Origin of the sequence: Microbacterium sp. T32 (genome assembly GCF_001619615.1) — a bacterium.
In the GTDB taxonomy this organism is placed as follows: Bacteria; Actinomycetota; Actinomycetes; order Actinomycetales; family Microbacteriaceae; genus Microbacterium.
The window spans coordinates 25,958-37,893 of record NZ_LQQP01000013.1 but is presented as its reverse complement, the minus strand read 5'-3'; the positions used below and the strand labels follow the sequence as shown (position 1 = coordinate 37,893).

The window sequence follows — 11,936 nt, the reverse complement described above, 5'->3', positions numbered from 1 at the left end:
TTCAATGAAGAAGCGGTTCTTCGCTACGACGGCCGTCGCCGCCGTGGCAGCCCTCGCCCTCGCCGGCTGTTCGGACCCCGGCGCCGGCGGTGGCGGCAACGCGGGTCCCTCGGACTGGCCGGCACAGGACACCAAGCTCGACGGCACGACCCTCACCATCTGGGCCGCGCAGAACTCGAACAAGGTCCCCGACAGCGTCGTCAAGGGATTCGAGGCGGCCACCGGCGCCACGGTGGACGTCGTGACCATCCCCGACCCGTACGAGCAGAGCGTGCAGACGAAGGTCGCGACAGGCGACAAGCCCGACCTCGCCTTCTGGCAGCCCACGGCCTCACAGCTGACGGCACTGAACGCCTCGACCAACCTCCAGCCGCTGGACGGCGCACCCTTCATCGACGCCTACACGCCCGAGCTGAAGGACATCACCGGCATCCTCAACGGGACGCGGTACGCCGCGCTCATCACCACTCCGGCGGTCGAGGGCGTCTACTACAACAAGGAGGTGTTCGCGAAGGCGGGCATCACCAAGACCCCCGGGAACTGGGACGAGTTCCTCGCCGACGCGCGGCAGCTCAAGGCCGCGGGCGTCACCCCGTTCTTCGACTTCGGCGGCGGGACGCCCTGGGCCACGCAGTGGTGGGTGCAGGTGCAGCTCGCGGATGCCGCGAAGGCGGGGCTCTGGGATCGCGTGAACAAGAACGAGGAGAAGTTCACCGACCCCACGATCCAAGGCGCGATCGACACCTACCAGGGCCTCATCCAGGAGGGCCTGTTCAACGCGAACCTCACGACCGCGAAGTTCGAGGACCAGGGTCCGGCGTTGCTGTCTGGTCAGGCGGCCATGGCCGTGCAGGTGAACTCGTTCTTCGGTCAGCTGCAGTCGCTCGCCGACACCAAGGAGCTGAACGAGAAGATCGGCTTCTTCCCGATCTCCCCCAAGGGCAACGTCGGCACCTTCATCCCCGACCAGTCGAACGCCCTCGTGGCGTTCAAGACGGGGGATGCCAAGCGCGAAGCCGCCGCACGCCAGCTGCTGTCGTACTGGCTCGGCGACGGATACAGCGACTTCGTCCAGGCGCAGAAGACGGTCTCGCTGCAGAGCAACGTGAAGTCGTCCTCGGACGTGCCGCAGGCGCTGCTCGACGTGAGCGGCTCCCTCGGAGACTCGGTCGGATCGATGCAGGCACTCGCCGTCGCGAACCCCGACCTGTACCTCAACCTCGGTGACATGATCCAGGGCACCAAGACGCCCACGCAGGTCGCCGAAGCCACCCAGAAGCAGTTCGCCGAGCTGGCCAAGGCCATCGGGGCGCCCGGCTTCTGATTTCCCTCGGGGCGCCGGGACCCGACCCGGCGCCCCTCTCCCGGGAGGAACGACCCATGACATCCACTCTCGAGCGTCCCCACACGGTGACGCCGCCACCGCGTCCGACGCGGTCCGCCCCGCGCGGTCGGCAAGCGAAGGACCACCCCCTGCGGTTCCTGATCCCCGCACTGGCGGTCCTGGTGGTGTTCTTCGCCGTTCCCACCGTCTTCAACTTCGTCTACGCCTTCACGAACTGGTCGAGCTTCAAGAGCTCGATCGACTTCATCGGCACCGACAACTTCGTCTCGCTCTTCTCCAACGGCTCGCTCGTCAACGCGCTGTCGGTGACGTTGATCTACGCCGTGCTGGTCGCGATCTTCCAGAACCTCTTCGGTCTGGGACTCGCCCTGCTCCTCGAGCGCGACACCCGGACGAACCGCGCTCTCCGGGTCGCCTTCTTCGTTCCGGTGATCATGTCGGCCCTCGCGGTCGGCTACATCTTCCAGGCCATGCTCAAGCCGGACGGCGCACTCAACGGCATCCTGAGCTTTCTCACCGGCCAGAGCATCGACATCGCCTGGCTCGGCAGCACGACGTGGACGATCGTGGTCGTCGCCCTCATCCACGCGTGGAAGTGGATGGGCCTGTCGATGCTCATCTACCTCGCGGGCCTCAAGACCATCAACGACGACGTCCTCGAAGCCGCGCGCCTGGACGGCGCGGGATGGTGGACGACGTTCCGCGCGATCCGCTTCCCGCTGCTCGCCCCGGCGGTGACTTTCAACGTCGCCACGTCGCTGCTCGGCTCGATGAACGGCTTCGACATCGTCCAGGCGACCACCGCGGGCGGCCCCGGCGGGACCACCGAACTGCTCAACATCTTCATCTTCCGGACCTTCGGTCAGGGCCTGTTCGCCCAGGCCACGACGATGAGCCTCGTGCTGTTCCTCGTGGTCGCGATCCTGGCCTTCCCCGTGATCCGTTTTCTGCGCAAGCGGGAGGACGTGCTGTGACCGAGACCATGACCCTGACGACGGGCCGCGCCCGGCGACTCCCCCGACGCCGATCGCCGATCGGCCGTGCGGTCCAGCCGATCGCCGCGATCATCGTGGCGGTGGTGCTCCTCGGCATCCCGTTCCTGCTCACCGTGCTCACGGCGTCGAAGAGCCAGGCGGAGGCCTTCGTCCCCTCGCTCGCCCTGCCCACGGAGTGGCACCTTCTCGACAACTTCGCGACCGTCATCTCCGACGGCCGCATGATCGCGGCGTTCGGCGGCAGCCTGCTCGTCATGGTGCCGGCGGTGCTCGGCGTGCTGATCCTCGGCTCGATGGCGGCGTGGATCCTCGGGCGGCGCAAGTCCCGGGGACTGGCGTTCGTCTACGCGCTCGCGATCAGCGGCATCGTGCTGCCGCCGGCCGTCGTCACGATCGTGCTGCTGCTGCGCCAGCTGGGTCTGGCGGGCACCCCGGTCGGCATGATCGGGGTGTACATGGGCATGTACATGTCGACCGTGATCTTCTTCGTCACGGGCTTCGTGCGTACGATCCCGGTCGAGCTCGAGGAGGCCGCGCGCGTCGACGGCGCCTCACCGGTGCGGGTGTTCGTGAAGATCATCCTGCCGCTGCTCATGCCGGTGCTCGCTACCGCGACGATCCTCATCTGCCTCTACATCTGGAACGACGTGTTCTACGCGCTGTTCGTCGTGGGCGGCCGACTCGACACCCTGCCGCTGAACCTGTACCAGGTGGCGAGCGCCGGTCTGTATCTTCAGAATTGGCATCTGATCTTCGCCTACATCATCCTGATGAGCCTCCCGCTGCTCATCACGTTCATGGTGGCGCAGCGGAAGATCATCTCGGGCATCACCAGCGGCGCCGTCAAGTGAGAGCGGGCGCCGCACACGGACGGAGCGCAATGGACCCCTCCCGCACGAAACCGGCGACGATCGCCGACGTCGCGGCGCGGGCGGGGGTATCCGTGCCGACGGTGTCGCGGGTGCTGACGGGCGCGGCGCGGGTGAGCCCCGCCAAGCGCGAGGCCGTCGAGGCGGCCATCGCCGCCTTGGGGTTCCGGCCCAGCGCCGCCGCCCGCGTCCTGGCCTCCCGCAAGGCCCAGGTCATCGCGGTGATCGCGGGCGACACGTCGCAGTACGGCTACGCCGAGACCATCCGCGGGATCGAGGAAGCGGCACGCGCCGACGACTACACCGTGATGATCACCGTCGTCGAGAGCACGGACGACGACGAGATCGACCGTGCGATCGCGGCGACGCTCGCCCAGCCGCTGGCCGGGGTGTGCGTGCTGAAGTTCGACCCTCCCGGTGTCGCGGCGCTGCACCGCATCCCTCCGTCGCTGCCGGTCGTCGCCCTGTCCGGCGTCCGCGAGCCGGGGCTCCGCCAGGCGGTCCTCGACGAGTCGCGCGCCGCAGAGGAGCTCACCGATCACCTGCTGGACCTCGGCCACGCGACCGTGCATCACGTCCGGGTGCCGCCGTCGCGGCGCGAGGACGGTCGCACGACGGGCTGGCGTCGGGCGCTCAAGCGCCGCGGCGCGGTCGTCCCGCCGCTGAGCGACGCAACGTGGGATCCCCGTTCGGGCATCGAGATCGGCCGCCGTCTCGCCGACGACCCCTCGGTCACGGCGGTGTTCTGCGGCAACGACGAGATCGCGATGGGAGTGATCCGGGGGATCACGGCATCCGGTCTCCGCGTTCCGAACGACATCTCGGTCGCCGGGTTCGACGATCACCCGCTCGCCGCGCTGTGGTCTCCCCCGCTGACGACCGTGGATCAGGACTTCGCGGGTCTCGGTCGCCGGGGCCTGCAACTGCTGCTCAACGAGATCGCGGGCGAGACGGGCAGGCGTTTCTCGTCCGAGCGTCCCCAGCTGGTGGTGCGCGAGAGCACGGCGCCGCCGCGGTCGACCGCGGTGGTGCGCCGGATCGGCTGACGCCCGCGTTTCAACCCCCCTCTGCGGGCGCGGCCTGCGCGCTACGGTCTCGGGCGTGACGTTCAACGACAACGCCCGCGTCGGCGGCAACTCGGCAAAACGCCGCGGTGGCACCGTGGCCGCCGTCGGCGGCGGCGCGGTGGGCCTCGGCGGCATCGTGGTGCTGCTCATCTCTCTGTTCACCGGAACCGACCTGACGGGACTCATCGGCGGGGGTGGCGCGGCGGGGCCGCAGACCGGCGGCGAGCGCATCGCGAATTGCGAGACGGGCCAGGATGCCAACGCCAACGACGACTGCCGGCTCGCCGCCACGTCGCTCAACCTCGACCAGTTCTGGGGCACGACGGTCGAGGGATACACGAAGCCGCAGCTGATCATCGTCGACGGGTCGACCTCGACGCAGTGCGGCACGGCGTCGAACGCGACCGGGCCGTTCTACTGCCCGCCCGACCAGACGGTCTACATCGACCCGACGTTCTTCGCCGTACTGCGGCAGCAGTTCGACACGAACGCCGGACCCCTCGCGCAGCTGTACGTGCTCGCACACGAGTACGGCCACCACGTGCAGAACCTCATCGGTGTGATGGACCAGTACCCGAACAACGGCACGGGGCCGGCGAGCAACGGCGTCCGCACCGAGTTGCAGGCCGACTGCTTCGCGGGCGCGTGGGTCGCCGACGCCGCCGACCAGGTCGATGAGAACGGCACGCCGTACCTCGAGCCGCCCACGAGCGATCAGATCACCAACGCCCTGGCCGCCGCGGCCGCGGTGGGCGACGACCACATCCAGGCCGAGTCCGGCGGCGTGGTGAACCCGGAGAGCTGGACTCACGGCTCGAGCGAGCAGCGCCAGCGCTGGTTCGAGGCGGGTCGCTCCGGCGGTGTGAACGCGTGCGACACGTTCGCGGTCGCGGCGGGGAGCCTGTAGGCGCAGGCGCCTAGCGTCCGCGCAATGCCTCCCACGCGTCGTGCGCGGCATCCGCGAACGCCTCCACCTCGGGCACGGCCGCGGGGTCGACACAGAAGCCGACGCCCAACCAGCGGTCGTTCGAGATCGCTGCGACCCGCAGGGTGTGGTGCGGGGCGGGTTCGGACGACGTGTAGACGTGCGTCACCCGGCGACCCGCGACGGCGACCGGGACCCGCGGACCCGGGACGTTCGACACCGACAGCGCGAACTCTCGCGGTCCGTCCGCGAGCCCGCGCAGCGCGGTCCCGACGGGTCCGGCCGCGTGGAGCAGGTCGTCGAGCGACCGGGCGTCGCGATCGCGCTTGCGCTCCCGCGTCTGAGCGCTGAGCAGGTCGAGGCGACGCAGGTCGTCGGCTTCGTGCAGGCGCAAGTCGACGTCGACGAAGGAGTCTCGATTGCCCGCGGCCGCGGCATCCTCTCCGGCCTCGTGCAGGCTCACGGGGACCTGCGCGTTCAGGCGGGGCAGATGACCCCGGCGCTCGAGCACCCGACGCACCGCGCCGGCGACGACCGTGAGCAGCACGTCGTTGATGGTCGCGTGTTCGGGACGCGACGCCCCGACCTCGCGCGCCTCGCCGAGCGGCACGTCGGCGAACGCGAGCGCGCGCCGCGCGGTCAACGGGCGGTCGAACGGCGAGCGGGAACCGGGGTGGCCCAGTTCCCGAGCGAGGGTCAGCGGCATCCGCTCCCACTCCCGCCAGCGCGAGGCTCGCGCCTCGGGGTCCCGGATGCCGACGGCGTGCGCCGGAGCGTCGTGCGGCTCGAAGACCACCGCGTCGAGGAAGCGCACGGCGGTGATGCCGTCGGCCATCGCGTGGTGCAGGCGGATGGCGAGGGCCTCGCGGCCGTCCGCGAGCGGCCCGACGAGGTCGATCGTCCACAGGGGCCGCGCACGATCGAGCGGCTCCGACATGAGCCGCCCGACCACCTCGCGGAGATCCGTCGGGTCAGCAGCGGCAAACCGCCGCACGTGCGCGGCGATCTCCGGCTGCGCGTCCTCCCACGCCGGTGACCCGGAGCCGACGACCCGCTGCAGCGCCCGCGGGAACGCGCTCAGGCGGGAGAGGACGCCCGCACGCACGGCATCGAGATCCAGCGCCGGGCCGGGCTCGAGGAGCAGCAGTTTGAGAGTGTGCCCGCGCACGGCATCCGATTCGAGCGCGAGGATCCGTGCGTCGTCGGTCGAGAGGGGTTCCCCCATGCCGTCAACGGTAGCGGGCGAGGTCAGCCGAGCGGGTACACGCGCAGCGAACCCGCGCTCGCCTCGACGGACAGGTCATCGCCCGCGGGGGCGAGAACGGCGCTGAACACCCCGGCAGAGGACGACAGTTCCAGGACCGGCCCGTCGACGATGATGCGCACCGCCTCGCCGACCGGCACCGCCCACTCCCGCGTTCCCACGCGGACGACGGCATCCGTGTCGCCCTTGTCCACCACTGCGGCCTCCGCCCCGCCCGACCGGACGGTCAGGCGCCCGGCGGGAGCCGACCACTCGATGTCGGCCGCGAGGCCGGCAACCCGCCCGTCGAGGGCGAGCGGCCCGCGATGCCGGGCGACATCGGGATGCGGTGTGGCGGTGAGGACGGTCCCGCTGCGGCCGAGGCGGTACGGCACGCTGTGCGCGCCCTCCCACCCGGCGTCATGGTCGCCGATCCCGCGGATCCAGAACTGCACGCACGGCGCGCCCTCGGCGTCGAAGAACAGCGAGGGCGCGTAGAGGCCCTCGCCGTAGGTCAGGCGCCCCCACGCCTCGGCGTCGAAACGGTCGCCGTCGAATCCGCCGACGGCGTACCCCGCGTAGTGCAGGACGTCGGCGTCCCACACCGACGAGATCATCACGTCGCGGCCGTCGAGCGTGACGAACTGCGGACACTCCCACAGCGCCCCCATCCACACCGGCTCGGTCACGTCGGTGGAGCGTTCGAGCGCCACGCCGGCGTAGCGCCACGCGCGCAGATCGGGCGATGTCCACGACAGCGCCATCGCCGTCCCATCGCGGCCGGCGGCACCGACGAACATGCGCCACCCCTCGCCGTCGCGCCGGATGAACGGATCGCGGAACGCGATGAGGTCGAGCTCGGCGGGGGCGGTGACGACGACCTCGCCCTTCACCCACGGCCCCCCGAGGTCGCCCTCCGGCGTGGCAACGCGCACGCGCCCGATACCGAAGTCGGGTTCGGTGATCGCGGTGTAGAAGATGCGCACGTCGTCGCCGTCGACCACGAGGCATCCGGTCCAGATCCCGTCGTCGCCGTCGCCCGGGGCGAGGGCGACCGCGCGTTCGCTCAGCGAGAGCAGGTCGGGCCCACTGGCGTGGCCCCAGTGGCAGCCCGGGGCCCACTCGACGCGGCCGGGGACGTACTGGAAGAAGGCGTGATACTCACCGTCCCGCCAGGTGATGCCGTGGGGGTCGTTGATCCAGCCCGAGCGGGCGGTGAAGTGCAGCGCAGGGCGCATGGAGGGTCTCCGAAGGAAGGTCCCCGAGGGGAGGGTGACGAAAGATCAGGCGCGGGGAGCGGCCACGGACTCGCGCTCGACGAGCGGGCACGGCAGCAGGGTCGGAGGAACGGATGCCGCGCGCTCGCCCGAGCCGCTCACGACCGCGTACAGCGCGTCCACCGCCCACGCCCCCATCTCGTAGTGCGGGAGGGCGACGGTGGTGAGCGGCGGGAAGAGGCTCTCGGGGATCGGCGCCTGGTCGTCGAAACCGACCACCGAGAGGTCACCGGGGATCGACAGTCCCCGGTCGCCGGCGGCCCGATATGCCCCCATCGCCATGCGGTCGTTGTAGCAGAACAGCGCGGTGGGGGCGGCATCCAGGAGCGCATTCGCGGCGGCGTACCCGCCGCGCGCGTCCGAGCTCCCCTCGGCGACGAGCCCCTCGGTCGGCAGTCCCGCCGCGGACATCGCCTCGAGGTAGCCGCGCAGGCGCCCCCGCGTGGCCGGCACGTCTTCCGCACTGGCCGCGAAGGCGATGCGTCGGTGTCCGCGCGCGACGAGCATCTCGACGACGGCGGTCGCTCCCGCGCGCTCGTCGGGGACCACGGCGGGCAGGATGCCGGTGCTGTCGCGCGCGCCGATGAGGACGGCCGGGCGCGACGAGAGGTTCTCGGGCGCGACGATCTCGTCGTGGTAGACGGTGGCGTAGATGATCCCGTCCACCTGCCGGTCGAGGAACGCCTGCACCTGGACCGGCGGGACCTCCGGATCGGGATTCAGTTCGGAGTTGATGATCGCGAGCGTCAGATTGTGGCGACTCGCCTCCTCCTGCGCGCCGAGGATGATGCGACCGGCGTGCGGGGTCGTCGCGATCTCTTCGGTGAGGAGCCCGATCATCTCCGACGCCTGGGTCCGAAGGCCCCGCGCCAGGCGATTGGGACGGTAGCCGAGCTCCTCAGCCGCGGCGCGCACTCGCGCGGCGGTCTCCTCGCTGACGCGCGTGTGCGGGGTGGCGTTGAGCACGTGCGACACGGTGGTCTGCGACACCCCGGCGCGCGCGGCGACATCACGGATCCCCGCCGTCTTCTCGGTCAGCCGCGTCTCGGTCATCGTCGCCCCCCTCACGTTCGTACCATCTTCTGCCCCGCCGCGGTGCTGTGCGACGGCCGGACGGACGGAGTGAAGCGGATCGCGTTCGCCTCGGGGTCGGCATCCACCTCGTCCTCGGTGCCGGAGTCGAGGATCGTGTTGCCGCTCGAAGCCGGATCGACACGCACCGCGATCACCGCGAGCGGCCGCGCCTTGTCGGTCGACAGCAGTGCCTCGACCTGCGCCTCGAAGGCCGAGTCCTGGGATCCCGGATCGACGTCCGAGGCCACGACGTGGTTGTCGGACACCCGGTTGCCGCTCCCCCCGGCCACGCGCACGATCACCGGCGCCGCCCCGACCGGCCGCACCCGCGACGCCGCGACCACCTCGGAGAAGTGGTTGCCCATGATCGAGTTCCCGTCGCCCTCGACGTGCGCGAGTCCGAACGCGTCGTCGTAGCGCCCCTCGACCCCGAGGAACGGCGTCCACGGCTCGTGATCTCGAAGGAAGTGATTGGATGCCACGAGGTTCTCGGAGCTGCCCGCGGCGAGCACGATCATGCCCGGGTAGAACGAGTGCAGCCGGTTGTTCGTCACGCTCGAGCGGGTCACCGCGTGCAGCGAGACGCTGCTGGCTCCGCGCGGGAACACGTTGTTGGCGGTGATCAGCAGACCACCGTGGTTCTCGGCGTAGATCGAGTGGCCCGCGAATCCCGCGCCGATGAGGTTGTCGGTGATCTTCGACGCCTGCCCCCACCCGCGCAGCTCCACGCAGCTCCCGCACTCCGCGATGAAGTTGTCGTGGATCGACAGCGCGTCGGCGTTGTAGATCGTGAGCGCGTTCTCCAGGTACACGAACCCCATTCCGTTCACGCGGAAGGAGTCGTTGGCATCCTGGACGAAGATCCCGGTCTTGCCGTTGACGTAGGAGTTCTCGACATTGTCGTCGGGGCCCGGGGCGGTGAAGTGCAGACCGTCGATGCAGAATCCGACGAACTCCACCGAGCTGATGCGGGGGCTGCCCGTGCGGGCGACGAGGAACGCGGCTCCGGATGCCTCGTCGCCGGGGCGGACGTCATCCAGGTCGACCATGACCCTGCTGCCGCCCGGCCACAACTCGTGCAGACCCGACCACTCGGCCTCGGGCACGTTGAACCGGATGCTCGACGAGGTGAAGCCGTGACCGGCTCCCTCGATCCGGAGGAAGCTGACGTCGATGACGACCTGCGTACGCAGCCGGTAGTCGCCGGGCGGAATCTGGATGACGGCTCCGGGACGACCGCCGTCCTCGACGTCGCTGCCGCGCTGGCGCTCCTTCACGTCGCGGAGGATGTCGTTGATGACGGCGCCGATGTCGTGGGCGGCGTCTCCGAACGGCCATTCGGTGACGTCGTAGCGGTTGCTGTGGGGAGGCATCGGGAGGAACTCCTTGTCTGCGGGTGCCATGTCAGCCCTTGACGGCGCCCAGAGTGAGACCGGCGACGATGTGCCGCTGGAGGAAGAGCGTGAGCAGGATGACGGGCACCGAGTAGACCGTGGCGAGGGCGGTCATGCCACCCCAGTCGAGACCGAACTGGGTCTGGAAGTTCGCGATGACGACGGGGGTCGTCTGCGCGCGGACGGAGGTGAGCAGCAGCGCGAAGAGGAACTCGTTCCACGACGCGAGGAACGCGAAGATCGCGGTGACGGCCAGGCCGCCGGACACCACGGGCAGCACGACACGGATCATCGCCTGCAGTCGGGAGCAGCCGTCGACCTCGGCCGCCTCGCCCAGCTCGTCGGGCACGGCCTCGAAGAAGCTCGCCATCAGCCAGATCGACAGCGGCAGCGAGATCGTCGTGTGGGCGAGGGCGAGACCGAACGACGTATCGGTGAGGCCGAGCGAGCGCATCACCTCGATGAGCGGCGCACCGACGGCGATCGTGGGAACCATGCGCGTGACGAGCGCGGCGAGGATGAAGACGCGACCGCTCGGAGTGCGGAACCGCGTGATCGCATACGCCGCGGGCACGGCGAGCACGAGCGACAGCGCGGTCGAGATCACCGCGGTCACGACGCTGTTGATCAGCGCGGCCGGCACCCCCGCTCGGGACAGCGCCGAGACGTAGTTCTCGAGCGTCCAGACACCGGGAAGGACCGTGGGCGGCACCGCGATGGCATCCAGGGGTGTCTTGAACGAGGTCAGGAGCAAGTAGAGGAAGGGGAAGCCGTAGAGGACGACGGCGACGGCGAGCAGGGCCCACAGCACCACGCGACTGCGGCCGACGGTCTCGAGGGGATTCATCGCGCGGTACCTCCGGGACGCCAGATGAGCAGGACGGCCGCGATCGCCACGGCGAGCATGGCCACGAGGTAGACCGTGCCCATCGCGCTCGCCAGTCCGGGGTCGCCGAAGCGCGTCATCGTGCGGTAGATGAGCAGGCTCAGGGTGGTCGTGCTGTTCTGCGGGCCACCGTCGGTCTGGATGAGGATGATGTCGAACGCCCGGGCGGCGTCGATGCCACGGACGATCAGCGCCACGGCGATCACCGGCCGGAGCAGCGGAAGGATGATGCTGAACAGGATGCGGGGGTACCGCGCCCCGTCGATGCGCGCCGCCTCGATCACGTCGCCCGGGATGTTCTGCAGCCCGGCGAAGAGAACCAGGGTGATGAACGACGTGGTGAGCCAGATGTCGGGCACCGCCACCGAGAACAGCGCGATGCGGGGATCGCTGAGCCAGGCGATCTGGCCGGGGTCGGACAGGATGCCGACGCGGGTGAGCAGCTCGTTGACGATGCCGAAGTTGTCGATGAGCAGGAAGCGCCAGAGGAGTCCTGCGACGACAGGGGCGATCATCAGCGGATACATGAAGATCGTGCGGAACACCGCCGACCGCCGACCGAGGGCCGTGAACAGCAGGGCGACGGCGAGGCCCAGGACGAACTCCGCCGTCACCACCACGACCGTGTAGACCACCGTGCGCAGCGACGCCGACTGGAACGTCTCCGATCCGAAGGCCGCGACGTAGTTGGCGAAGCCGACGAACGTGCGACCCGCCCCCGCGAACGGCGAGATCTCGAAGAAGCTGTCCGAGACGAAGCGGACGAGCGGCCACAGCACGAACACGGCGAGGAAGAGCGCGGCCGGTGCCATGAGGGCCAGGGCGAAGCGCCGGTCGCCGGCGTCCTTGCTGCGGCGACGG

11 protein-coding genes are annotated in these 11,936 nt (G+C 70.0%); 5 read left to right on the top strand and 6 right to left on the bottom strand.

Annotation, left to right across the window (positions count from 1 at the left end):
- Positions 1-4: 4 nt before the first annotated feature.
- Genes AVW09_RS09145 through ypfJ form a run of 5 tightly spaced genes read left to right on the top strand, consistent with a single transcriptional unit; the run spans position 5 to position 5,183 of the window.
- Complete coding sequence (locus tag AVW09_RS09145) at positions 5-1,324, top strand: ABC transporter substrate-binding protein (protein ID WP_063257782.1); 1,320 nt, start codon at positions 5-7, stop codon at positions 1,322-1,324.
- Between the two features lie 56 nt (positions 1,325-1,380).
- Positions 1,381-2,319 (top strand): carbohydrate ABC transporter permease, encoded by a 939-nt coding sequence (locus AVW09_RS09140; protein ID WP_231901810.1) that lies wholly within the window; start codon positions 1,381-1,383, stop codon positions 2,317-2,319.
- The gene (locus tag AVW09_RS09135) at positions 2,316-3,191 is read left to right on the top strand and encodes a carbohydrate ABC transporter permease (RefSeq protein WP_231901809.1); all 876 of its coding nucleotides are present in this window, start codon (positions 2,316-2,318) and stop codon (positions 3,189-3,191) included. Before AVW09_RS09140 ends, AVW09_RS09135 begins: the two co-directional genes overlap by 4 nt.
- Positions 3,192-3,220: 29 nt before the next feature.
- Positions 3,221-4,255, top strand: coding sequence for a LacI family DNA-binding transcriptional regulator (locus tag AVW09_RS09130; RefSeq protein ID WP_063257781.1), 1,035 nt, complete (start codon positions 3,221-3,223; stop codon positions 4,253-4,255).
- A 55-nt stretch (positions 4,256-4,310) separates the two neighbouring features.
- Positions 4,311-5,183: a KPN_02809 family neutral zinc metallopeptidase gene (gene ypfJ / locus AVW09_RS09125; RefSeq protein WP_063257780.1), complete on the top strand. Its 873-nt coding sequence runs from the start codon at positions 4,311-4,313 to the stop codon at positions 5,181-5,183.
- Positions 5,184-5,193: 10 nt separating this feature from the next.
- On the opposite strand, the gene AVW09_RS09120 is transcribed toward ypfJ, so the two are convergent.
- Genes AVW09_RS09120 through AVW09_RS09095 form a run of 6 tightly spaced genes read right to left on the bottom strand, consistent with a single transcriptional unit; the run spans position 5,194 to position 11,887 of the window.
- A complete protein-coding gene (locus AVW09_RS09120) occupies positions 5,194-6,426 on the bottom strand; it encodes a wax ester/triacylglycerol synthase domain-containing protein (protein WP_063257779.1) in 1,233 nt (410 codons plus the stop codon).
- Positions 6,427-6,449: 23 nt separating this feature from the next.
- Positions 6,450-7,682 (bottom strand): glycoside hydrolase family 32 protein, encoded by a 1,233-nt coding sequence (locus AVW09_RS09115; protein ID WP_063257778.1) that lies wholly within the window; start codon positions 7,680-7,682, stop codon positions 6,450-6,452.
- A gap of 45 nt (positions 7,683-7,727) precedes the next feature.
- On the bottom strand, positions 7,728-8,774 hold the full coding sequence (locus AVW09_RS09110; RefSeq protein ID WP_063257777.1) for a LacI family DNA-binding transcriptional regulator: 1,047 nt from the start codon (positions 8,772-8,774) through the stop codon (positions 7,728-7,730).
- Positions 8,775-8,785: 11 nt separating this feature from the next.
- Entirely contained in the window at positions 8,786-10,198 is a 1,413-nt protein-coding gene (locus AVW09_RS09105) for a NosD domain-containing protein (protein WP_231901808.1), read from the bottom strand.
- A 1-nt stretch (position 10,199) separates the two neighbouring features.
- Positions 10,200-11,036: a carbohydrate ABC transporter permease gene (locus tag AVW09_RS09100; RefSeq protein WP_063257776.1), complete on the bottom strand. Its 837-nt coding sequence runs from the start codon at positions 11,034-11,036 to the stop codon at positions 10,200-10,202.
- On the bottom strand, positions 11,033-11,887 hold the full coding sequence (locus AVW09_RS09095; protein ID WP_063257799.1) for a carbohydrate ABC transporter permease: 855 nt from the start codon (positions 11,885-11,887) through the stop codon (positions 11,033-11,035). Before AVW09_RS09095 ends, AVW09_RS09100 begins: the two co-directional genes overlap by 4 nt.
- Positions 11,888-11,936 lie beyond the last annotated feature (49 nt).

What these genes read in the sequence shown, in the direction of transcription:
- AVW09_RS09145 (WP_063257782.1), top strand. Translation starts at nt 5, where the DNA reads ATGAAGAAGCGGTTCTTCGCTACGACGGCCGTCGCCGCCGTGGCAGCC.
- AVW09_RS09120 (WP_063257779.1), bottom strand. Translation starts at nt 6,426, where the DNA reads ATGGGGGAACCCCTCTCGACCGACGACGCACGGATCCTCGCGCTCGAA.
- AVW09_RS09110 (WP_063257777.1), bottom strand. Translation starts at nt 8,774, where the DNA reads ATGACCGAGACGCGGCTGACCGAGAAGACGGCGGGGATCCGTGATGTC.
- AVW09_RS09095 (WP_063257799.1), bottom strand. Translation starts at nt 11,887, where the DNA reads ATGGCACCGGCCGCGCTCTTCCTCGCCGTGTTCGTGCTGTGGCCGCTC.
- AVW09_RS09115 (WP_063257778.1), bottom strand. Translation starts at nt 7,682, where the DNA reads ATGCGCCCTGCGCTGCACTTCACCGCCCGCTCGGGCTGGATCAACGAC.
- AVW09_RS09100 (WP_063257776.1), bottom strand. Translation starts at nt 11,036, where the DNA reads ATGAATCCCCTCGAGACCGTCGGCCGCAGTCGCGTGGTGCTGTGGGCC.
- AVW09_RS09105 (WP_231901808.1), bottom strand. Translation starts at nt 10,198, where the DNA reads ATGGCACCCGCAGACAAGGAGTTCCTCCCGATGCCTCCCCACAGCAAC.
- AVW09_RS09140 (WP_231901810.1), top strand. Translation starts at nt 1,381, where the DNA reads ATGACATCCACTCTCGAGCGTCCCCACACGGTGACGCCGCCACCGCGT.
- AVW09_RS09130 (WP_063257781.1), top strand. Translation starts at nt 3,221, where the DNA reads ATGGACCCCTCCCGCACGAAACCGGCGACGATCGCCGACGTCGCGGCG.